This is a genomic window from Acinetobacter sp. R933-2 (assembly GCF_030325485.1).
Taxonomy (GTDB): Bacteria; Pseudomonadota; Gammaproteobacteria; order Pseudomonadales; family Moraxellaceae; genus Acinetobacter; species Acinetobacter sichuanensis.
Window position 1 is genome coordinate 97,212 of sequence record NZ_JACAIJ010000007.1, and the last position, 24,086, is coordinate 121,297.

A 24,086-nucleotide genomic window follows, 5' to 3' on the forward strand; every position below is an offset into this window, starting at 1 on the left:
TGACAAAATTATTCTGTTCAAAATTCAACACTTAATTTCCACTTAATAATTCAATAACATGTTGACGCAATTTAAATTTTTGCAACTTTCCAGTAGAGGTGCGTTCTACATCCTCAAAGAAAATATGTTTTGGTGTTTTATAGCCTGCCAATATTTTTTTACTGTGAGCAAACAGCTCTTCCCGTGTCGTTTGTACATATTCAGGATGTAATTGCACAATCGCACAAGGCACCTCGCCCCACTTTTCATCAGGTACTGCCACGACTGCTACTTCATGCACCGCAGGATGTGTCAGTAAAGCTTCTTCCACTTCAATCGAGGAAATATTTTCACCACCTGAAATAATGATGTCTTTTAAACGGTCTTTGATTTCGATATAGCCATCTGCATGCCAAACTGCAAGGTCGCCTGAGTGATACCAATCACTTGCAAATGCTTCGGCTGTCGCTTCAGGATTCTTTAAATAACCTTTCATGCCAAGATTGCCCTGAAACATGATTTCACCCATAGTCACACCATCTTTAGGCACAGGCTCACCCGTTTGATGATCTGCAACTTTGAGTCGCCCACCCACTGTGGTAATTACGCCTTGGCGACACATCTTGTGTAAACGTTCATCTTCAGACAAAGTCTTCCAGTCTGGCTGATGCTCACAGACCGTATTAACACTGTGCTGCTCTGTCATACCGTAAACATGCAAAACTTTAAAACCCAATTTTTCAGTCTGTTTCAGCACTGAAAATGGTGGCGGAGCACCTGCACAGCACACTGTGATCTCACGATCAGGCTGCTGCCAATGCTCAGGTTTATTTTCTGCCAAAGTTGCCAATACCGCAGGGGCACCACTAAAATGTGTGACACCATGTTCCTGAATCAAGGTATAAATATCTTCTGCAACTACTTTTCTTAAACAAACATGTGTGCCGCCTACTGCTGCAAGTGCCCAGACATGACACCAGCCATTACAGTGAAACACAGGCAATGTCCATAAATACACTGGACGAGCAACCTGATTAAAACCCGCATAAATCACCGCACCTAGTGCATTTAAATATGCACCACGATGATGATAAATCACCCCTTTTGGCTTACCTGTAGTGCCTGAGGTATAACTCAGTGCAACAGCATTCATTTCATTTTCAGGAAAATGCACCTCAATCTGCTCTGGTGCTTGTGCTATAAAGGTTTCGTAGTCAATTTCTTCTGCTCTTAAATCCGCCTTTGCAACATCATCAAGCACCTGAATAATCTGAATCTCTCGCTCAGACAGCTTAACTGCCTCACGAATCAGCTCAATAAACTGGTCTTCCACCACAATAATTTTGCTTTCTGAATGCTGCAAAATATAAGCAACTGTGTTCACATCCAATCGAATATTCAGGGTGTTAATCACCCCACCAGATAAAGGCACACCAAACTGCGCTTCAAGCATGGCAGGGCGATTGGTCACAAAAAATGAAACCGTATCTTCTTTTTTAACACCCGCATGAATTAAAGCTCTTGCCAATTGAAAACAGCGCTCTGTGTACTGCTTCCATGTAAAACGACGCTCGCCATCAATCACAGCAATTTGATCTGCATAAACATCACGTGCGCGTTCTAGCAAACTGAGCGGAGTTAATGCCTGATAGTTAGCTGCTCCCTGATACATTCCCTGTTCAAATTTAGACATGATTTTCCCTTCGTTCAATAATTCCCTGTGTAGCCCAAACATCGCAAACCACATCAATAAAAAATGAGTACCAATGCTAAGCAATGAAATATTTATATCAATATATTGTCATATATGTCAACACCTTGTTTTATTCGAAAAAATAGAAAATTATTCAGATATATAATTAAACCAAATTTAAAAATAAAATATAATGAATAAAATCAAATATATAAAATAGAAATTAAAAAATAATAAGTAAATATATTGACAAATATTTTTTAATAAATACATTTAACATGGTATTTATCGCAGTTTAAAACAATCAAAAACACCTAAAGAATTTCAATTATAGGTAAATATAGTGACATATTTCATTTGATCAAGGAGATCAAAAATGCAGTACATAGATGTACAAAAAACCATAGATAATGCGAAGTTCAACCCTTTCCACCTAAAAGTACTTTTATGGTGTTTCCTAATCATTATTATTGATGGTTATGATATTGCTGTATCTGGAGCAGCCATTCCATCAATCATGGAAGAAATGGGGGTGACAGCATCGACAGCAGGTTTTATGGCAAGCTCTGCCTTGTTTGGCATGATGTTTGGTGCAATTTTCTTTGGCACACTGTCTGAAAAAATTGGGCGGAAGTGGGCTATTTCCATTTGTGTCTTTATTTTCAGTTTTTTTACCGCTGCAGCAGGCTTATGTAAAGATCCTGTCAGTTTCAGCATTATGCGATTTATTGCAGGTTTAGGCATTGGGGGCGTCATGCCAAACATTGTTGCGCAAATGACAGAATACTCACCTAAAAAAATTCGTAGCTTCATGACGACAATGATGTTCTCAGGATATGCCATTGGCGGTATTTTGGCTGCATTGATTGGCAAACAATTTATCTTAAGTTTTGGTTGGCAAATTGTCTTTTTTGCCGCAGGCGTTCCTCTGCTTTTAATTCCATTTATTTTAAAATATATGCCTGAGTCCTTTGCCTATTTGGTTAAAAAACAAAAATTTGATGAAATTCACACAACATTAGTCAAAATTCAGCCTGATTTAATCATTCACTCCGAGACTCAGTTACATTTCAATGAAGTCAATCAAAGCAGTGCTGCACCCATCAAAGAGTTGTTTAGCCACGGCAGAATGCTCAGCACTTTCATGTTCTGGATCGCATTTTTCACAGGTTTATTTATGGTTTATGCCTTAAGTACATGGCTCACCAAATTGATGGCAATGTCAGGTTATAGTCTAGGTTCAGCACTGAGTTTTGTAGTCGCTTTAAATCTAGGTGCTGTGATGGGCTGTGCAGTTGGTGGATGGTTGGCTGACCGTTTCCATATTAAATGGGTATTGATCAGCATGTATTTTTTAGGCAGTATTTTCCTTTACTTAATGACCATTAAAATGGATAGCACACTGCTTTATCTGGTTGTGGCTGCCATTGGAGCATGTTCTACAGGCGCTCAGATTGTGGCTTATGCATATAGTGGTCAGTTTTATCCAATGTCAATTCGTTCAACAGGCGTTGGAATGGCGACAGGCGTTGGGCGTTTGGGTGCGATTGTTGCACCATTGATTATTGGCGTTATTGTCAGTCTGAATTTACCATTAGAACAAAATTTTTTAGTGATTGCTTCAGCAGGTTTAATCGGGGCAATTGCCTTAGCGTTTATTCAGCATGACCGTGCTGCTGCATAAACTCAGATGAACCCGCCTCATGAATTATTGTGGGTAAAAATGCATTTATATAACAAAGCTATTTGAATAATGAAAAAAGACCTATCACCTTTTAGATGATAGGTCTGCATTGCTTAGAAACTATAGGTTGCTTTAATAAAGTAGTTACGACCGTACAACTTGGTATTAAAACCTGTATCTTCATCCTCTAAATCAATATCAGTAATGTTTTTAATGCCATAATCCAAAATCACACTTGGTGTTAGATTTGTAGAAAATGCAAGATCATACGTTGTATATGATGGTAGTTCTTTACCATTGCTCAACATTTGTGTACCGATATAATTCGCACCGACATTAATTTTATAGTCTTCTACTGGCATCCAATACACTGAGGTATTCCACATCCATTCTGGGCGCTCATTCAACTCTTTGCCCGTGGTTTTGTTTTCAGTGTCTAAATACGTAGCATTGGTTTTTACACCAAAATCATCATTGAAATTATAGCCTGCTGCTAGTTCCACCCCACGTAGCTTCGCTTTTGCAATATTGTCCCACTTATATGGAAAGTTTACTGGATCAGTCGATGCCTTATTGGTCACACGTTCAATCAGGTTTTCGATATTATTATTAAATGCTGTTACATCAAAATTCCATTGCGGACGTTTAACCGAGAGTGAAACTTCGTAACTGGTGCTTTCTTCAGGTTTTAAATCTGAATTCCCAGTAATGTAGCAACTTCCACCACACGAGATGAAACGATAATTATTATCTAACTGATATGGACCAGGTACTTTATAGGCTTGACCAATACCACCTTTGACCACAACGCCATCAAGCAGTTCATATGCTAAATAAGCTTTTCCTGTGGCTTTACCATCAAAGTTATCAAAATCATCATAACGACCACCAAGCGTAAGGGTTAAATCATTCGTAATGTGTGTATCATTTTGCAAGAATACGCCGTAGGATTTTTGTTCTGTACCACCTGTACTTGGATAACCTGCTGTATCTGTGACTTCTTGGTCTTTATAGTCAGCACCCAATGTTGTGTTATTTAACCACCAATCAAAATTTGTAAAGACACGCGCAATTGAATTCTCTTGTTTGTAGTTACGAGCTTTGGGAGCATCATAATCGGTATCGTAATCATAAATTTCGCCAGTTTCTTTACCGATATAGGCTTCAGTCTTACCCCAACTCCAATTCCCTCGATGCGTTAATCCAATATTAGTACGCTCCATCTGCATTTCTTGAGAACCACGCGCATGGTCTTGTGTTAAAGGACGGTCGTCTTTGCTATAGTTCACATCAACATCAATCTCTTGTTGATCATTGATATCCCAAGTCAATGTACCATTAATATTTTTGGTATCTTTCTCTACGAAATAAGCACCATCATTTGCAGTTGTACCGTCACGGTACCAAGCATCACGTTGATACGCATCACCTGTTAAGCGTAACGAGAGTTGATCTGTAATACCTGTATTTAAATTAAAACCATAACGGAATTGATTTTTACCATCGCCACTATCTGCGCGGTTAAACTGTCCGAACACTGAACCTGTGATTTCACCTGGTTTAGCTTTTTTGGTGATGATATTAATCACACCACCCATAGCATCTGAACCATATAATGAAGACATTGGACCACGAATCACTTCAATCCGCTTAATACTGTTTAATGGAATAGCACTCCAGTCAAAGTCATTACCACGCCACATTGCGCCTGATGAAGACATACGCTTTCCGTTTAACAATATGAGCGTATAACTACCCGAAGTATCTTGCATACCACGAATAATGATTTTGTCTTGTCCTGTATTATAGTTATATACGCCTGCTTCTTTTTGTAATACATCAGCGACGCTTAATGCTGCACTACGCTCAATTGCTTCACTGGTAATCACACTTATTGACGCAGGTGCTTTTTGTACATCCTGTTCTTTTAATGATGCACTCAGCACAAGGGTTTCTAGCGTTTGTACCTGTTGTTCGGTTTGTACACTAGCATCTGTAGCATATACCTGCGTTGCCAGAAACATTGTTACTGTAATAGCTAACCCCAGTCTTGTTTTTACCAATTCCATTCTTTGTTCTCCACGTCATCACAAATTGATAATGATTATCACTTTAATTTTTCGGTATCTTATAGATCATACTTCCTTAATGCAAACATAATTAATAAATTTAATGATAATGATTACCATTATTGTTATTATCTTTATTAATTCTCAAACCATTGAAAATGACAAGAAAATGCTATCCAAATTCTTTATTTCCCGCCCCATATTCGCTACCGTGTTTGCACTGATGCTTTTATTTATTGGCATTTTGTCCATGTTTAAAATGCCAATTGAACGCTATCCAAATCTGGCTCCGCCCAGTGTAAGTGTCGGTGCAACTTATCGTGGTGCATCTGCCGAAACCGTAGAACATAGTGTTACGCAAATTTTAGAGCAACAAATCAAAGGGTTAGATGATCTACTGTATTACACCTCCAGTAGTCAAGCTTCTGGTCGCAGCAGTATCGACATCTATTTCAAGATTGGAACCGACATAAACCAAGCGCAAATTCAAGTTCAAAATCAGATGAATGCGGTATTAAGCCGATTGCCAGAACAAGTCCAACGACAAGGGGTTGGTATTTGGAAATCTACAGGTGATTTATTGCTTATTGTTGGTTTATATGACCAAACAGGACGTGCCAGTAACATTGACCTCGCTGATTATATGGTCAATCACTTGGAACAACCGCTCTCGCAAATTCAAGGTGTAGGTGAAGTTGATGTCTTTGGTTCTGGTTATGCCATGCGTATTTGGCTCAATCCACTCCAACTGAAAAATTATCATCTCATTCCAGATGATATTGAAAGCGCGTTGAATGATTACAATACACAAATTGCCGCAGGTTCAATTGGTGCCATGCCATCATCGACCGAGCAAAATATTTATGCCAAAGTCACCGCAGGTTCGCGCTTAAAAACTATTGATGATTTTAAGTCAGTCGTCATCAAAGCCAACACAGATGGCAGTTTGGTGTACTTAAAAGATGTGGCAAAAATTGAGTTAGGTGCTGAAGAATATGAAAGTATCAACACCTTAAATGGCTACCCATCTGCAGGTCTAGGCATTACGCTTACACCTGCCGCTAATGCGATTGAAACAGCAGCCCTGATCAAAGAAAAAATAAATCAAATTCAGCAGCATCTCCCTGAAGGGTACCAACTGGTTTATCCACGTGATAACACGCCATTTATTCAAGAATCCATTCGCCAAGTCATCATGACCTTAGTCGAGGCGATTTTGTTGGTGGTCATCGTCATGTACCTCTTTTTACAAAATTGGCGCGCAACCCTGATCCCGACCATTACTGTTCCAATCGTGATTTGCGGCACATTCATTGTCCTGCATCTGCTGGGCATGAGTATTAATACTCTAACCTTATTTGCTTTGGTACTGGCAATTGGTTTATTGGTTGATGACACCATTGTGGTGGTAGAAAACGTCGAGCGTCTCATTCATGAACATGACATGGACATTAAACAGGCTTGTTTAGCATCAATGCAGCAAATTACTGGAGCATTGATTGGAATTACACTGGTACTTACCGCTGTGTTTATTCCCATGAGTTTTTTCACAGGTTCTACAGGCGTCATTTATCGACAGTTTTCGATCACATTGGCATCCTCCATGCTGCTATCGTTACTGGTCGCTATTACCATTACCCCTTCTCTGTGTACTTTATTATTAAAAAAACGAAAGACTCATCCTCCTAAACCTCCACAGAAGTGGCAAATTTGGGTTGATAAGAGTATGCAAAATATTGCTGGCTTTTTTTCTACATGTGCACAAGCCCTGATTCAATATAAATGGAGCAGTTGCATATTTATTGTTTTTCTTAGTCTGGTCTTAACCATACTATATCGTGCCCTCCCCACCAGTTTCATTCCTAATGAGGATCAAGGTTTAATTGCCATCCAATATAGTTTGCAGAACAGTGCCTCTTTATCTCAAACTCAAGCGATTGGTCGACAAATTAATGACTATTTACTGACACAACAAAAAGACAATGTGAACACTGTGTTAGTCGTTAATGGGCAAAATTTTTCAGGTAATGGCGCACATTTAGGTTTGGTATTTGTTTCTCTAAAACACTGGAATATTCGAGATTCGAAACATCGAACTGCTTTTGCTTTACGTAAAAGCATTCAAGCCGATTTAGAGAAAAATCTTGAAGCTAAAGTAATGGTTGGTTTGCCACCAAGTGTTTCAGGCTTAGGTCAATCCGATGCGATTTCGCTATGGTTACGTGATTTAAATGGGCAAGGTCGTGAGAACTTGAGTAAAAAGTTTGAACAAATGGAAAGTATGAGTCAGCATTACAAGGCTTTTCAACATCTCTCTCCTTTAGTACCTGAAAATAAAGCAGAAATCTTTGTGAATATTGATCAGAATAAAGTCAAAATTATGGATGTAGAATCAGATGTCATTCGCAGTACCCTAGCAACGGCATGGGGCGGAAGCGATGTAAATGACTTTATAGAACGTGGACGGATTAAACCCATTATTTTACAAGGCGATGCACCATATCGTTCTAAACCCGAAGATTTAAACCAATGGCATGTGCGTAATCGTTCAGGTGACATGATTCCCTTCTCCTATTTTGCAGAATCACATTGGACGGGTGCACCAGAAGTGCTTAATCGCTTTATGGGATTACCCGCTATTGAATTGGAAGCGAATGTTGCTGCGGGTTATAGCTCTGGACAAGCCATGCAGGAAATTACAGCATTGGCTCAGCAACAACAAGATGTTGATATTGCTTGGAGTGGCTTATCCTTGCAAGAATTACAATCTAGTCATCAAGCCATTTATCTGTACATTGCATCCATTGCTTTTATTTTCTTATGTTTAGCTACACTCTACGAAAGTTGGAAAATTCCTTTCATTATTTTATTAGGCTTGCCATTGGGAATTGTAGGTTCAATTATTGTGGCATGGATCTTTAATTTACCCAATGATGTCTATTTCCAAATCGCTCTGCTTACAGGTATTGGATTATCTTGTAAAAATGCGATTTTAATTGTGGAGTTTGCTTCGAAAAACTATTTAGCACATAAAAATGCCACACAAGCTGCACTTCAAGCATTAACACTACGGATTCGCCCTATTTTAATGACGTCATTGGCTTTTGGGGCAGGTATTATTCCACTTGCTTTGGCAACAGGTGCAGGTGCCAATAGTCGTCATGAAATTGGCATGAGTATTTTGGGCAGTGTGGTGTTTGGTACGATCCTCGTCCCTTTATTTACGGTATTTCTATTTACTTTGATTCAAACTGCACGACGTCCAGCACTTTCCATATTCTCTGCGAAACAAAAATATGCAGATGACCAAACCAGTGATCCGATTTAATTTCTGATATTACACATTGGATTTAAATTAAATAGCTGAAAAAAGCAAAAGCTAAACTTACACGACGGGATCTTACATCTAAAGTTGAAATTTGGGATTAGCCACTGCGTCTTGCACTTCGTCAAAGTATACTTTGACTTGCTCAGGCTCGACCTACTTTTGTTTCGGCAAAAGTAGGCAAAACCATTGTCATCCGCAAAACTCGTCGATCACCGCAAATTGATAAATACATCGCAGAAACATTTCTACCTAAAGTAGTCCTGCCTCAAACACGTTGCGGATGACGTTTTTGCGTATCCACATTTTTCTAGCTCCAAAGTTTAATTTTAGAGTTACTGCGTAACATCAGTTAATTTTAAATAAACATTTAAGAAGTCATTAAAAAACCGAGTGATATACAATCACTCGGTTTTTCTATTGTTACTATGCGTTAAGCGGCAATTTTCTCGATCCAAGCATCTAAGGTGGGTTGCTCTGCTAAATCCTCAAAGCTGACACGGCTTCCATAGGCTTGCCATACACCCACTAAGGTCATTAATCTGACCGAATCTAAACCCAAGAGCAGCAAGTCATCCTGCAATTGAATTTCTTCAGCAGGAAGCTGCAATTGCTCACTCACTGCACGTAAAATGCCAGCCTTAGATAAGGGATGAACTTTTTTCTCGCGACTGCTCGACCATGCTGTCAGCACTTGATGTGTCGACATCACTTGCGCGCAACGGGTACTTGCATATTTTAGGGCGAGATCATGCTCTTCACGGCTAAAATCAGCCAAAGCATCCCCCACTAAGAAGGGCTTAATATTCAGCATGAAAGCTTCTGCGGCACTTAATAAACAGCCAATATGAGCATAAACGCCACAAATCATGAGTTGATCACGTTCCCAATCTTGCATAAGCTGCTCAAGATTAGAAAATTTAAAGGCACTGTAGCGCCATTTTGTCAGCACAATATCTTCGCCAACAGGACTTAATTCATCGTGAATTTTGGTCTGCTCTGGGTCATCTTTTAAACCTGTGCCCCAAAAGTCGGTTAATAATTGGCGATGCTCTGGGGTCTGATCCCCCAATTGTGCGGTATAAACCACTGGAATATTGAGCGCGCGAGCCTGTTCTATCAAGGCTTTGGTATGCTGAATCAACTCAGGAATGGGTGCTTGTGATTGATCATAAAAATCTAAAAAATATTGCTGCATATCATGCACCAGCAAAACTGACTTTTCAGGATCAAGTGCCCAACGGGTTTTATTGTTAAAAAAATCATCTGCCTGTGGCATAGGATAACTTGCGATTTTAGGGATACTCATTGTTTAGACCTAATTGATATGTAGAAGTTTTAAAGTTGTTTCACTAGTGTTTTTTTGTCTATTTTCCCAAAAGCGGTGTAAGGAAAATGCTGAATAAATTCAACTCGATCTGGAATTTTATAATGTGCTAAACCATAATCTTTGAGATACTGACGTAAATTTAAGCCTCGGCGAATTTCACTTGGATCATCTTGCTGCGCTTGCCACGAAACAAAAGCACAGCTCTTTTCGCCCAGTACATCATCAGGCATGGCAACTAATGCCACCAATCGCACTTGTGGGTGAGTAATCAAAGCTTGCTCAACTTCTTCAGTAGCAATTTTTTCACCACCGCGATTAATCTGTTCCTTAGAACGTCCTTCAACCACTATGCATCCATCTTCTAAAATACGAACGAGATCTCCCGTTCGATAAAAGCCGTCTGGGGTAAATGAGCGAGCATTATGTTCTTCCGCTTTATAATAGCCACGAATGGTATAGGGTCCACGTGTGAGCAAATGCCCAACTTCACCTTGAGCCACAGGTTGGTCATCTTCATCTAAAACAAGAATTTCATCGTCTTCGGAAATTTTAAGACCTTGCGTATGGATGATTTGGTCTTTGTGCATACCGAAGCGAGTGTAATTGACCAAGCCTTCAGCCATTCCAAAGACTTGTTGTAAATTTACATTGAATTCATCTATAAGACGGTTCGCAACTACATCAGCCAGACGTGCACCTCCCACTTGCAAACAGTGCAAGCTCGACAAGATATCATCTTGATCACGTGCGGCTTTATCCATCCATGGGCGCACTAAAGCAGGAACTAGACAGGCATCTGTGACTTGATGTTTTCTAATGAGAGCGAATGAAGTTTCTGGGCTTGGATCTGTACCTAAAACCACTGCACCACCACTATAGAAAATACCTAATGCCCCCGCAGAACTCATGGAAAAGTTATGTGCCGCAGGAAGTACCATTAATAATTTAGAGTGCTGATTTAATTCACAAATCTTGGCACTTTCCCGCACGCTATATAGATAGTCATCATGTGTACGTGAAATTAATTTAGGAATTCCAGTACTTCCGCCCGAAAGTTGTAAAAATGCAACTTGATCTGCTGTACTGGCTTGGTTAACTATGGGCTGCACTGGATTGTCTTGAATTTCCAATGTATATAACGCTGAGATGGAGTCAAACTCTGCTGTTTCACCTAAAACAAAAACCTGTTTTAAGCTTGGATTGGACTGTTGGCACTGCCGAGCCAAAGCACGATAATCAAATTTTTGTGTACCAAAATCAGCACAAAAATATGCATTGGCTTCCGTTTGTTGAAAAAAACTATTTACTTCTGAAAATCGATGCGCTGGCAGTGACATAATTGGCAATGCACCTAATCGAATAAGTGCAAAAAAAATGATGTAAAAGGCATGATGGTTTGGCAATTGCACAACAGCTTTATCACCACTTCGCAAACCACGTTGATATAAACCAGCAACGCAGCAATCAACAGCAGAATTAAACTGCCGATAAGTAATTTTTTGCTCAGCACAATAAATTGCAATATTATCGGCATATTTTTCAGTGGCTTCATGTAAAAACTCACTTAAATTCTGTCCAATCCAGTAGCCTTTTTCTCGATATTTTTGTGCAAATTCTGCTGGATATGCGACCGCACCGTCTAAATATGTTTGTGGCATTGTTCTCATCCTTATATGGAAATCTGTTCAGGTGACAGCCCAAAGCCATCAAGAACTGTTCTAAATTTTGCAGCTGTTTCTGCACATTCGGCAGATGGATCTGAAGCAACAACAATGCCTGCTCCTGCAAAAAGACGAGCCGTTTGCTCATATACTCGTGCACAACGTACAGTCACCGACCATTCGCCATTGCCTTTGGCATCTGCCCAACCCATCGTTCCTGCAAAAAGTTCTCGATTAAATGGTTCAATCTCTGCAATTTTTGTACGTGCCAACGCAGTGGGCTGACCACAAATCGCAGGTGTAGGATGTAACTTTTCTACTAGATCGAATACATGTGTTTGTTCGTCCTGCAAAACCCCTTCTATTTGTGTCGCTAAATGCCACAAACGTTTGGTACGAATCAAACTTGGCTGCTTGGGAACATGCAAATTTTTACAAAATGGGCTGAGTTGATCGGCAATCATTTCAATCACTAAAGCATGTTCATATTGATCTTTTTCAGAAGATAACAATTGCTGTGCATTGTGCTGGTCTTGCACTGGATCTATACTGCGTGGTGCAGTACCTGCAACAGGTTTACTCCAAATTCTTTGTTGTTGCTTGGCGATTAATAACTCTGGGCTTGCACCCAAAAACCAGCCCTCTTGCTTCGGATTCCGTGCGACTGCATAGTTATAACCATCTGGATTATGTTTGGATAAATTATAAAATAGTTTCGATATATCAATTTTTTGATCGAAATCTAATTGTAAAATTCGGGCTAGAACCGCTTTATCCAATTCTTTATTTTTTAAAGCGTGTACTAGCCCCTCTACCGATTTCTGAAAGGCATCAGCACTCGGCAGATAAATTGAACCATCGAATGTGTTGCTTAAATCATAATCTGGCGTAGAAAACAGAATTTTTTGATAGCACTGTGCCTGTTGCATCACCATCAAATTCACATCTTCTGCACTGCTAAATGGAAGCCCTCCCATCAAAAGTGCATGTGGATTACCTTGCTGGAGTGCGTCTTGTAATTGTAATCTTGCTTGCCTCAGCCAATTGGACAAACTCTGCTGTGAATCAACCTTTACATCCGCCAGTTTTTGGTTGCTATGCAATACATAGTCTGGTGTGCTAAATAAAAATGCCGGTCTATCACCACAATGTAAAACCTCAGAAGCTAGGGCGATTTGAGTTTCGGTCAAATTATTTTGCTGAATAAAATAAGGGGGTTGAATGGACATCCCTCTTCTCCTTTTTTATTTCATAATCCAATGATTTTAATGACTATTTAAATTAACGATTGCGTTAAACACCAAGCGTTGCACCACCATCTACCACAATTTCCTGCATGGTAATTTGTGAGGCTTGATCTGAAAGTAAAAATGCAACGGTATTGGCAATGTCTTCGGGTTGCGCCATACGTTTTAAGGGAATACCTGTACGGAATTGAGATAAATCGCCATCTAAAATACTCGCTGGGGGGTGATCATCTTCCCATAACTGTTTCTGCATTTGCGTCAATGTTGAGCCTGGTGAAACTACATTTACCCTGACGTTAAAAGGTGCAACCTCCAAACCCAAATTACGGCTGAAATGACTTAATGCTGCTTTGGTGGTGGCATACATGCCCAACTGCGTTCTTGCCATACGCGCACTGTTTGAACTTACAGTGACAATACTGCCGCCACCCTGCTCACTCAAATGCTTTGCCATGTACTGGCTCAACATAATTGGTGCTTGTAAATTGACCGCAAGTGAATGTTGCCAGTCTTCTAATTTGGCACCTAAAAGCGATGTCATTTTCAGAATACCTGCTACATTCACTAAACCAATCACCGTATTTTTCTGGACAATCTCTTCAAGTAAATTCTGTACCTGATCGTATTGGGTAATATCTTGAGTTACGGCTTGCCAATGTCGTTTCTGTTCAGCACGCAGTTGTTGTTCGATCTCCCAACTTTTGGAGTCTGGGTTGGTATCAATGCCAATCACATCAAAACCTTGTTCTAATAGTTTCAGGGCAATTGCTGCTCCAATTCCTCTTGCGGCTCCTGTTACCACGATGGTAGAGCTCATAAATTACTCCGAGTCATTTTGACCATAAATGAAGTCAGGCAAAATAATCGCAAATAATTATCATTATTATCAATAGCATTTTATTACGCATAACGTCGCACCCTCATGGTTTCGTTTAAAATTCAATCTAAATTAAGACCTATATTATTGATATTTATTGTTTTAAATTTATTATCGGTTTTTTAATTGATTATAATGATAATCATTATTATTTACGACTGATAATCATTCTGATAGATTGATGCGGAAATTTCCCAATACTTGGACTTTAGATGGAGCTAAAATTTCATCCTACTCATTCACTGTTAAATCAAGAAAATGTTGGTTCAAGCACGTGGTGGGAGCAAATAAAACTATACTCTAACCCTCTCATTACTCACCATAATGGCAATAGTCGATGTAGCTTTATTTGGAAAAAAAAGGGAAATAAAAACAATATCTTAATTGATATTTACTCACAAACACCTTCTATCTATCAACAATGGAATCTATTTCATCAACTCGAAGGCACTGATGTTTGTGTCTATGAAATTGATTTACCTCAAGACTGGTTTGGCAGTTATGTGATTGTTGAAACTGAAGATGATCCACCTATGACAAATGAAGCGGTGTTACGTCGCAAATGGTGGATGAGCCAGTTACAGCATTTTGCTCAAGCTGATCCATTGAGCGCACATCCTCGTTATTCAGGACAAATTGCATGTGTGATCAATCAATTACATCTAAATCCACATACACCAAGCAAAGTAGAAAAGCTCAATAATCTACCAGATGTTCAGTCTAAAACATGGTTTAGCCATCGATTAAAAACGCAATATCAAATCGATTTTTTTTCAACAGCGTCGCTCCATCATCAACAAAACCAACCTCATAGTTTGCCAGTATTACTTTTTTTAGACGGTCAGATTTGGAGTGAACAACTGCCTTTGCTGCTCTTTCTAACAGATCGAACCGCGTCACAAAGTATTTTTCCTGCCACATTTGTATTTATTCATTCTGATGCTGCAAAACGTCAGCACGACTATGGTTGTCATGATGATTTTAGTCATGCGTTGGTTACTGAACTGCTTCCGTGGTTACAACAGTTTGATCTGCGGATAGATACCCAACAAACGTCGATTATCGGGCAAAGTTTAGGTGGATTGTGCGCGATACACAGTAGTTTGTTATATCCCAACTTCTTTCAGCATGTAGTGGCGCAGTCGGGTTCCTATTGGTGGTCTGATTTAAAAAATAGCCCATTTTTACAAAGTCGTCATCATCAATACCTTGTAAACCAATCGACTAAAACAAATGAAAAATCTCAAAAATACTTAAATTTTATCTCTAAACAAACATCTCAGCAGAACCTATTTTTTAGACATTGTCTGCACAGCAGTATGTCAATGACTTGGACACCAACCCAATTTCACATTAGTTCAGGACATTGTGAAACCGATATGTACAAGCTTTCGCAACAACTCGATCTGCACTTAAAACAAAATGGAAGTCACTCCTCATTTCATCGCTATTACGGCGGGCATGACCCTGTCAATTGGCACAAAGATTTACTTCAAACCTTAAACAACATTCTTTCATCAAAACATCTCAGTAAGGATAACAAACATGAGCCAGCTACAAGAAAACTATCTGAATCCATTTGATAATGAGCAACTTCCTTTTCAAGTCTTAAAAAATCAACACGGTGAATATAGCTTATGGCCTGCAACACATCCTGTACCACAAGGATGGGATAGTCAGTTTGGTCCTGATAGCCGTGGGGCTTGCATTGACTATGTCGAAAAGCATTGGCATTCAATCAATCCATTTCAGCAGGCTTAAGGGAGTAGCAGCATGAATCAACCATTATCCTACGTACTTCATCATGATGCGAGTTATCCAATGCAGTTTCCGCTGTTATCTACGCAGCGTGGCATTTTCCTTGCTGACCATTTAAGCGAAATTGAAGATTTATACGCGATCGCACATTGTTTGGAACTGCCGAATAACATTGATCTACACCAATTTAAGCAGGCGATTCAACAGGGGCTTTCAGAAGCAGAATCCGTGACTGCAACTTATTCTACACAGCCTGATCATGCTGTTTTGCACGTGCAACCTGAATCTCAAATGGTGATTGAAGAGTTTGATTTTCGCCATCTCCCACCTAAACAGGCAATGCAACGAGTGTGGGATTGGATGCCGACCGATCGTGAACATGCTAAATCGTTAAAGCAAGATCAACAGCAATTGTACCGCCAAGTCCTATTTATCACGCATGACACGATCTATTGGTATCAGCGTTATCATCACATTATGTTAGATGGCTTTAGTTTAATTAATCTGAGCAAGCGGATTATTGAAATTTATCAGCAAATGGCTGCTCAACAAACACCAAAACCCTCTCCCTTTATTGCTTTACAAGAGGTAATTCAAGAGCGTTTGGCTTATGAAAATAGTCAACAGTTCAAGACCGATCAACAATTTTGGCAGCATTATTGTGAAGATCTCCCTTCACCCATCACGCTCAGTATTCATCATGCTGCAGCGAAAACTACAGCGCGATTTATTAAGCATCAATTACGCTTTTCTCAAGGTATTCTAAAAGAAACTCAAGATCTTGCTACACAATACAAAGTCGCACTTCCCGATATGATGATGGCTTTGTCATTATTGTATCTTTACAAAATGAGTGACAAAGCTGATTTAGTCGTGGGCATTCCATTCATGCGTCGTCTTGGCTCTAAAGCCATCCGCTCGACCCTACCTACAGTCAATGTCCTGCCCGTTAAATTTCAACTCTCGCCACAAGAAGATTGGCTGAGTTTAGCCTTGCAGGTGCAGCAACAATTACAACGCATCCGCCCACATCAGAAATATGATGCTGAACAAATTCTACGCGATCTTAATTCAATTGATATTCACGAGCGCATTTACGGTCCAATTCTGAACTATAAAGCTTTCGATCAAGACCTGAACTTGAACGATCATCAGGTGAAAACACATCATATTTCGACAGGTCCGATTGATGATTTTGAGTTTTCATTTATTGTGCACAATCAGGAACTCATCATTGAGTTACGTGCCGATGCGCTGCGTTATACCCAAAATGAATTATTTGCACATGGGCAACGTCTCACGCTGCTTTTAGAACAAGGTTTATCATCACCTCGCCAAGCCATTCAAGATATTAATATCTTGCCGAAGTCAGAAGCACAAGTACTGATCAAAGCAGGAACTGGTGCGAAGATTTCTCATCCTGAAAAATACAACAATATTTTAGATATTTTCTATGAACAAGCGGCGCTATACCCTGACCGTATTGCACTAATCAGTGGTGAACGAGAGCAGCTCTATCAGCTCAGTTTTTCTGAATTAAGTCTTAAAATTAATCAACTAACACGCTACCTTCAAGCACAAGGTGCGCAAAAGAATACTGTGATTGCGGGAGCAATTCCACGCTCTGCAGAATCTGTGGTTGTGATGCTTTCTGTCCTGAATTCAGGGGCGAGTTTCTTGCCTCTCGATTTGGATTATCCGATTGATCGGATGCAAATGATGTGTGAAGATGCAAATCCGCTGTTTGCCCTTACTACGCAGTCACTGACCAATCAATTACCCAAAAACTTAAAGCAAATCCATCTTGATGATACCAATGTAATTGCAGCCATCCAAGATCAAGACTCAAGTACCATTCCAGCAATACAGCGCCATTTTGATTTTCAAGATGTAGCTTACGTTATCTTTACGTCAGGTAGTACAGGGCGTCCTAAAGGGGTGATGAATACGCATGGTTCATTGCTGAATCTCATTCTCTCGCATCGTGACACCATTTATCAACCTGCCTTAAATGCGGTGAATCAACAATACCCACATCGTCCACTACGTGCAGCACATACTCACTCCTTCTCTTTTGACTCGTCGTGGTTGCAAGTCTTTTGGATGTTATGGGGACAAGAGCTGCATATTTTTGATGAAAATATGCGCCGCGATGCTTGGGGCTTGGTTCAGGAAATTCAGCATCGTCATATCGATACTTTAGATTTACCACCTTCTTTTTGTGCACAAATGATCACCAATGGTTTATTTGCCACAGATCAACATCATCCTCGTCTGATCCTGATTGGCGGTGAAGCTGCACCTTTGGCGTTATGGCAGCAATTAAATGCGCAAACCCATTTATTTGCACATAACTTATATGGTCCAACCGAATATACCGTGGATACCTTCCGTGCTGAATTAAAACAGACGGATCGTCCAGTGATTGCCAACCCAATTGGCAATACCCAAGCCTATGTACTGGATCGCAATTTACAATTGTGTGCTACGGGCGTGATTGGAGAGCTATATATTTCTGGCTTTGGGATAGCTAATGGCTACCTTGGGCGCGCTGATTTAAGTTCAACGCGTTTTGTTGCCAATCCCTTTGATGTTGGGCAACGTATGTATCGAACTGGCGACTTAGTGCGTTGGAACAATGCAGGTAAATTGGAATTTATGGGGCGCTGTGATGACCAAATCAAGATCCGAGGTTATCGGGTAGAAATTGGTGAAGTTGAAAATGCCTTATCCATTCTGCCTAATATAGAAAGTGTGGTGGTCATTGCTGAACCGATTAACAATAGTCATCGCCTATTGGGCTACTGTGTAGTCAAAGATTTGACATGGAATGAAGAACAAGCGGAACAGTTAAGTCAGACTTATTTAAGCCAATTACGTCAAAATCTCCCTGACTATATGGTGCCTTCAGCATTGACGGTCATGCAGCAATTCCCGCGAAATGTCAGCGGTAAGGTCGACAAAAAAGCCTTGCCACGCCCACAAATTCGGACACAAAGTCGCATCGCACAAACACCTGAGCAACAATTGCTCTGTGATTTGTGTGCTCAGATTTTGAAAATAGAAAATATTGGTATTGATGACGACTTTTTCATGACGGGTGGCGACAGTATTTCTGCCATTATGCTGTGTACACACTTACGTAAACAGGGTTACATGCTTAAACCAAGTGATGTATTCCAACTTAAAAATATTGCAGCTTTATCTACATGCTTGCAAAAACTGGAGCAGCAACCTAGCATTCCTCAGCAGCTACATTCACTTATAGATGCAAAGATTACCCAAAAGATCAAAGCTGAATATGGCAATAATTACAATGTTTTGCCCTTGTTGCCATTGCAAAAAGGCATGTTATTCCATGCTCAACTAGAACAGCAGCAAGCAAGCTATAATGCCTTTACTCAAATCAGTCTGTACGGTGAAATCGATCCCTTACGCTTACAACAAGCACTGAATACTGTTTTACGCAAATACCCTCAATTGAGTGGTTGGTTTGATACCCAAAATACTGAAGAACCGATTTTTATCTATACACAACAGCCAACTCAAAATTGGCCGTTAACAAGCTTGGTCTGCGGTACGGATCAACTAGAAACGCAAATTCAACACGCCTTGCAACACACTATGCAATTGGATCAAGAATATGGCGCACTGCGTACAGTCTTGATTCAACATACTGCACAGCATGCGGAATTAATCATTATCGTCCATCACTTGCTGACGGATGGCTGGTCTACCCCCTTATTTATACAAGACCTGATTGATGCCTACCAAGATCCATTGACTCCGCTCAAAAGCTTAACTGATTCATACCATGACGTGGTGATGCAACTTATTCAGCAAGATCATACTGCTGCACGCCGCATTTGGGCTGAAGATTTACAGGATGCACAACCTCTCATTTTATTTGAACATGCAAAAAAACAAGCTGTCGAAGAATATGCTTATCAACTTAGTCCAGCACTGAGTACCCAATTGGAGCAACGATTACGTAAGGCAGGCATTACATTAAATGTCTTCATGCAAATGATCTGGGCAATGACCCTACAGACTTATGCCTACCGCGAAGAAATTGTTTTTGGTACGCCAGTTTCAGGGCGCACTGCCCCAATTATGGGTTTAGAACAACAAATTGGTTTGTTCCTAAATACCATTCCTGTTCAAATAAAATTGAACATGCAACAAAGCCTGTGGCAACAACTGGATCATTTGCAACACAGCCATGTTTGCCACCTCGAACAAGATGGTATGGGACTCAATGAAATTCAAACCCTGTTGGGTAAAGGCAATTTGTTCGATACATTATTAGTTGTTGAAAACTATCCTGATCATCATTACTTAAAGCAACAATTGGGTGATGCTAAAATTGAAAAACTGACCAATCGCGGCTATAGCCATTATCCATTGGCATTATTGGTCATTCCTGATCAATCGATTGAATTACTGTTAGAACATCGTGGTGTAATCGCTCAGCCTGAACAATTGATGGCACGCATGGTTCAATTCATTGAAACTGCATTAGATCAACCTGATCGGGTATTAGCAGAATATTCTTTACAGCTTCCTAAAGAAGCACAACATCTAAAAGCCATCAACCAAACACAGCATGCTGTGCCAGCAACGACTTTACAGCAACTCTTAAACAAAGCTGCGAAGCAATATCCTCAAGCCTTAGCTTTGGTCGATGAACAGCATCAACTGAGTTTGCAACAGGTTCGCGAACAGGTCTATGGCTTGGCACAGCAACTCCAACAGCACGGCGTTCAAGCAGGTGATGTGATTGCCATTGCCTTACCTCGTTCGGTCAAGCTCAGTCTCGCAATTCTTGCTGTGATTGAAGCAGGAGCAGCGTATTTACCGATTGATCTACAGCATCCAAATGAGCGTATTCAATATATGCTTCAAGATGCACAGCCACGACTCATCATTACTGAAGCATCATTACTGCCCGATGCTCAAATACCACGTTTTAACTTTGATGCTTTACTCACCCCCGACGCACTCGCATTGGTAGATTATCAAACGACGCTTGTGAGTCCACAACACCCTGCCTACATGATTTATACATCAGGCACAACGGGGCAACCTAAAGGCGTTTTGGTTTCCCACCAAGCAATTGTCAATCGAATTTTATGGATGCAAGACCAATATCCACTCAATACTACAGATGTGATTTTGCAAAAAACTCCAAGTACTTTTGATGTTTCTGTTTGGGAATTTTTCTGGTCATATTTAGTCGGGGCACGATTGGTCATGGCACCAGAACATGCGCATAAAGACCCACTAAAACTGTTAGATATTATTCAAAAACAAGGAATCACCACACTACATTTTGTGCCTTCGATGTTATCGGTTTTTGAAAATGCAGTGAGTACCTTGATGAGTGCAGAACAGCGTCGTTCACTTCCGCTGAAACGCGTGTTCTGTAGCGGTGAAGCATTGCCGATTGCATTAGCTACAAACTTTTTTCAGCATTTCAGTTGTGCTTTATACAATCTATATGGTCCGACTGAAGCTGCGGTAGATGTGAGTTATATGAATGCTCGTACGCCATCAGCAACTCAGGAAAATAGTGTTCCGATTGGCTATCCTGTATGGAACACCGAGCTGTATATTTTGGATCAATATTTGCGTCCTGTTCCTATAGGCGTACATGGCGAACTCTATATTGCAGGTGAGCAATTGGCGTTGGGCTATCACAATCGTCCTGATTTAACGGCAAACCGTTTTGTTGCCAATCCATTCCAAGTTGGCAAACGTATGTATCGTACGGGTGATATTGCACATTGGCAGGAAAATGGCAGTATTCAATATGTTGGACGTGCTGATGATCAATTAAAAATTCGCGGTCAACGTGTCGAATTAGGTGAAATTGAACAGCAAATCCGTCTAATCACACAGATCGATGATGTGGTCGTACACCCTGTTGCATTGAACGCATCACAAGAACCCCAATTAATCGCTTATGTAAAAACAAACACTAGCTTAGACACTGCCTCTCTGAAAAAGAAACTGGCAAAAGCCTTACCAGCCTATATGTGCCCAAGTCATTTTATGTCGCTGGCTGAATTCCCCCTCAGTCATAATGGTAAGTTGGATCGCAAAGCTCTACCAAAACCAACTCAGTTAGACACACAAATCAAGCGTTTACCCAACTCTAAAACCGAACATAAAGTTGCCATCATCTTTAAACAACTTCTAAATATTCAAGAAGATATATCAGTTGATGCCGATTTCTTTGCACTAGGTGGGCATTCGATTTTAGTCATGAAATTGGTGATTGAGCTGCGTAAAGTATTCAATCAATCCCTACCGATGGGCATGCTCATGACTCAAGTCAGCATTGAACGTATTGCTGCACTGTTACTTTCACAAGAGCGCTTACAGCATGTAGAACAAAACGGAATGCAACCAATCTTGCACATCCGTTCAGGAACGACTCACCCACTGTTCTGTTTCTCTCCTGGCTCAGGCTCTGCATGGCAATACACCGCTTTGTCCCCGTATTTAGACCCAAATATCCCGATCATCGGTTTACAGTCGCCACGTCCTGAGGGTTTACTCGCCAATAGTGCATCCATGGATGAGTTAGCAGAGAAACAACTGGAGTTAATTCGCAGCATCCAACCACAGGGACCCTATAGTTTCTTAGGTCATTCTTTAGGTGGCACAGTCGCATATGCAGTGGCAGCAAAACTTCGTGAACAAAATGAACGTGTTGATTATCTCGGTTTATTAGATACTTACCCTGCGGAAATCCACCAATGGTTAGACCCATCGGTAGAAGAAATGAATGCCGAAGCCGAACAAGAGCAGTTCTTTAATGATATTTTAGAAGAGGCTGATGTTAGTCTGTACCAAGAAACTCAGCGCTTACAACAGGACATTTTTGCCAACTATCGTGATGCAGTACGCTTGTTAAAACCGTATAAAATGCCAAAGTTTGATGGTCATTTACATGTGGTCGTGGCTGAAAAAGATTTGCTACCTTACATTCAGCCTCAAGCCCAGTGGGAGCCGTTGGTAGCACAGCTTTCTATCACAACCATGTCAGATGCAAATCACAGCAATATTCTATCCCCAAAACAATTGCAAAAATTAGGTCTTATTTTAAATACACACATTGAGCATGCACGTCAGTTAAAAGGTGCAGATCATGTCCTTTAAAATGCTGCTGACAGATTTTAGTATACTCAAAACCAATCGCCATTTTCGCAATGTCTTTGTTGCACGTACCTTGTCTTTATTGACTATTGGAATGTTGATTGTGGCAATTCCGCAACAAGTCTATCAAATGACGCATGATGTATTTCATGTTGCGATTGCCACTGCGATTGAAGGCATTGCCATGTTTATTGGTTTATTGCTGGGTGGGGTTCTATCTGACCGCTATGATCGAAAAAAGCTGATTCTGTTTGCTCGAAGCTTTTGTGGTATTGGCTTTATCGGATTGGCTTTGAATGCGATGTCTAACCAACCCTCGCTGAGTTTGATTTATGTTTTTAGTGCATGGGATGGTTTCTTTGGTGCCTTAGGTGTCACGGCGATGATGGCAGTCATGCCCATGATTGTTGGGCGCGAAAACATTGTGCAAGCGCGCGCGGTGAGTATGCTTTCCGTGCGACTCGCCACCGTGATTGCCCCAGCCTTGGGTGGCATTATTATTGCAGCGAGCAATGTCGCTGCTGCTTATTGGATTGCAGCCATTGGTACTTTATTGACTGTCATTCTGTTACTAAACTTACCGAGCCTCAAGCCTTCACAACACGGTGCTGTCATGGAATCCCCGCTACAACAGCTCTTGCAAGGTTTTAAATTCGTTTTTCAAAATAAGATTGTCGGTACGACCATTTTGATTGGCACTCTCTTGAGTTTCAGCAGCGCCATCCGCATCGTCTTCCCGCAAATGGTAGAACAACAGTTTGCAGGCGGTGCATTTGAATTAGGATTGATGTATTCGGCTGTCCCCTTAGGCGGTATCATCGCTGCATTTCTCAGTGGTTGGACCAATCAACTGATTCGTCCTGGCAATATCATGTTGTATTTCTGCCTAGCTGTTTTTGCCTGCATGATTGCGATCGGTTTAAGTTCATGGTTCAGTCTGACTTTGTTCATTCTGGCTGTGTTTGGTTATTGCGCTGCTGTTGCAAATTTACTGCAATACAGCATCGTACAAGGTCATACACCAGATGACTATTTAGGACGCATTAATGCCATTTGGTTGGCTCAAGATGCTTCAGCAGATTCTATCGCCACTACGGGCATGGGCTTACTCACTCGATTACTTCCAATCACGAGCAGCATTTTCTATTTTGGTCTGATCAGTCTATTGCTGGGTTTACTCTGTCTGATTGGCTTTACAGGAATTCGTAAAGCTGGGTTGCAAGATCCGAATTTACAGGAAAGTTAATCTGCTTTAACTCAGAAGAAAGCGCCATGCTTCCTTCTGAGTACTAATATCTA

Annotated in this window: 12 protein-coding genes; 6 read left to right on the forward strand and 6 right to left on the reverse strand. The window is 40.6% G+C overall.

Annotated features, from left to right (window positions below; translation table 11 throughout):
• Positions 1 to 31: 31 nt before the first annotated feature.
• On the reverse strand, positions 32 to 1,672 hold the full coding sequence (locus tag HX005_RS10005) for an AMP-binding protein (protein ID WP_286377239.1): 1,641 nt from the start codon (positions 1,670 to 1,672) through the stop codon (positions 32 to 34).
• A 376-nt stretch (positions 1,673 to 2,048) separates the two neighbouring features.
• Here HX005_RS10005 and HX005_RS10010 point away from each other — a divergent pair, with 376 nt between their 5' ends.
• Positions 2,049 to 3,356 (forward strand): MFS transporter, encoded by a 1,308-nt coding sequence (locus HX005_RS10010; RefSeq protein ID WP_286377240.1) that lies wholly within the window; start codon positions 2,049 to 2,051, stop codon positions 3,354 to 3,356.
• 113 nt (positions 3,357 to 3,469) lie between these two features.
• On the opposite strand, the gene HX005_RS10015 is transcribed toward HX005_RS10010, so the two are convergent.
• Positions 3,470 to 5,425, reverse strand: coding sequence for a TonB-dependent receptor plug domain-containing protein (locus tag HX005_RS10015; RefSeq protein WP_286377241.1), 1,956 nt, complete (start codon positions 5,423 to 5,425; stop codon positions 3,470 to 3,472).
• Positions 5,426 to 5,594: 169 nt separating this feature from the next.
• Here HX005_RS10015 and HX005_RS10020 point away from each other — a divergent pair, with 169 nt between their 5' ends.
• A complete protein-coding gene (locus HX005_RS10020) occupies positions 5,595 to 8,753 on the forward strand; it encodes an efflux RND transporter permease subunit (protein WP_286377242.1) in 3,159 nt (1,052 codons plus the stop codon).
• Positions 8,754 to 9,183: 430 nt separating this feature from the next.
• Here HX005_RS10020 and HX005_RS10025 read toward each other — a convergent pair whose 3' ends face one another.
• The 4 genes from HX005_RS10025 to HX005_RS10040 all read right to left on the reverse strand — a co-directional run bounded on the left by HX005_RS10025 (position 9,184) and on the right by HX005_RS10040 (position 13,805).
• Positions 9,184 to 10,059 (reverse strand): isochorismatase family protein, encoded by an 876-nt coding sequence (locus HX005_RS10025; protein WP_286377243.1) that lies wholly within the window; start codon positions 10,057 to 10,059, stop codon positions 9,184 to 9,186.
• A 29-nt stretch (positions 10,060 to 10,088) separates the two neighbouring features.
• Complete coding sequence (locus tag HX005_RS10030; RefSeq protein WP_286377244.1) at positions 10,089 to 11,738, reverse strand: (2,3-dihydroxybenzoyl)adenylate synthase; 1,650 nt, start codon at positions 11,736 to 11,738, stop codon at positions 10,089 to 10,091.
• A gap of 11 nt (positions 11,739 to 11,749) precedes the next feature.
• The gene (locus HX005_RS10035; protein ID WP_286377245.1) at positions 11,750 to 12,970 is read right to left on the reverse strand and encodes an isochorismate synthase; all 1,221 of its coding nucleotides are present in this window, start codon (positions 12,968 to 12,970) and stop codon (positions 11,750 to 11,752) included.
• A gap of 64 nt (positions 12,971 to 13,034) precedes the next feature.
• Positions 13,035 to 13,805 carry an SDR family oxidoreductase gene (locus tag HX005_RS10040; RefSeq protein ID WP_286377246.1) on the reverse strand — a complete coding sequence of 257 codons (771 nt, stop codon included), beginning with the start codon at positions 13,803 to 13,805 and terminating at the stop codon, positions 13,035 to 13,037.
• 272 nt (positions 13,806 to 14,077) lie between these two features.
• On the opposite strand from HX005_RS10040, the gene HX005_RS10045 reads away from it, so the two are divergent.
• The 4 genes from HX005_RS10045 to entS are packed head-to-tail and all read left to right on the forward strand — an operon-like array spanning position 14,078 to position 24,033.
• Entirely contained in the window at positions 14,078 to 15,448 is a 1,371-nt protein-coding gene (locus HX005_RS10045; RefSeq protein WP_286377247.1) for an alpha/beta hydrolase-fold protein, read from the forward strand.
• Positions 15,411 to 15,626, forward strand: coding sequence for an MbtH family protein (locus HX005_RS10050; RefSeq protein WP_286377248.1), 216 nt, complete (start codon positions 15,411 to 15,413; stop codon positions 15,624 to 15,626). Before HX005_RS10045 ends, HX005_RS10050 begins: the two co-directional genes overlap by 38 nt.
• A 12-nt stretch (positions 15,627 to 15,638) precedes the next feature.
• Positions 15,639 to 22,790: a non-ribosomal peptide synthetase gene (locus HX005_RS10055; RefSeq protein WP_286377249.1), complete on the forward strand. Its 7,152-nt coding sequence runs from the start codon at positions 15,639 to 15,641 to the stop codon at positions 22,788 to 22,790.
• Positions 22,780 to 24,033: an enterobactin transporter EntS gene (entS, locus tag HX005_RS10060; protein ID WP_286377250.1), complete on the forward strand. Its 1,254-nt coding sequence runs from the start codon at positions 22,780 to 22,782 to the stop codon at positions 24,031 to 24,033. The genes HX005_RS10055 and entS overlap by 11 nt, the downstream gene beginning before the upstream one ends.
• Positions 24,034 to 24,086: the final 53 nt, after the last annotated feature.

Bases quoted from the DNA above. Each gene is read 5' to 3' on its own strand.
- HX005_RS10005 (WP_286377239.1), bottom strand. From the start codon at position 1,672: ATGTCTAAATTTGAACAGGGAATGTATCAGGGAGCAGCTAACTATCAG.
- HX005_RS10010 (WP_286377240.1), top strand. From the start codon at position 2,049: ATGCAGTACATAGATGTACAAAAAACCATAGATAATGCGAAGTTCAAC.
- HX005_RS10015 (WP_286377241.1), bottom strand. From the start codon at position 5,425: ATGGAATTGGTAAAAACAAGACTGGGGTTAGCTATTACAGTAACAATG.
- HX005_RS10020 (WP_286377242.1), top strand. From the start codon at position 5,595: ATGCTATCCAAATTCTTTATTTCCCGCCCCATATTCGCTACCGTGTTT.
- HX005_RS10025 (WP_286377243.1), bottom strand. From the start codon at position 10,059: ATGAGTATCCCTAAAATCGCAAGTTATCCTATGCCACAGGCAGATGAT.
- HX005_RS10030 (WP_286377244.1), bottom strand. From the start codon at position 11,738: ATGCCACAAACATATTTAGACGGTGCGGTCGCATATCCAGCAGAATTT.
- HX005_RS10035 (WP_286377245.1), bottom strand. From the start codon at position 12,970: ATGTCCATTCAACCCCCTTATTTTATTCAGCAAAATAATTTGACCGAA.
- HX005_RS10040 (WP_286377246.1), bottom strand. From the start codon at position 13,805: ATGAGCTCTACCATCGTGGTAACAGGAGCCGCAAGAGGAATTGGAGCA.
- HX005_RS10045 (WP_286377247.1), top strand. From the start codon at position 14,078: ATGGAGCTAAAATTTCATCCTACTCATTCACTGTTAAATCAAGAAAAT.
- HX005_RS10050 (WP_286377248.1), top strand. From the start codon at position 15,411: ATGAGCCAGCTACAAGAAAACTATCTGAATCCATTTGATAATGAGCAA.
- HX005_RS10055 (WP_286377249.1), top strand. From the start codon at position 15,639: ATGAATCAACCATTATCCTACGTACTTCATCATGATGCGAGTTATCCA.
- entS (WP_286377250.1), top strand. From the start codon at position 22,780: ATGTCCTTTAAAATGCTGCTGACAGATTTTAGTATACTCAAAACCAAT.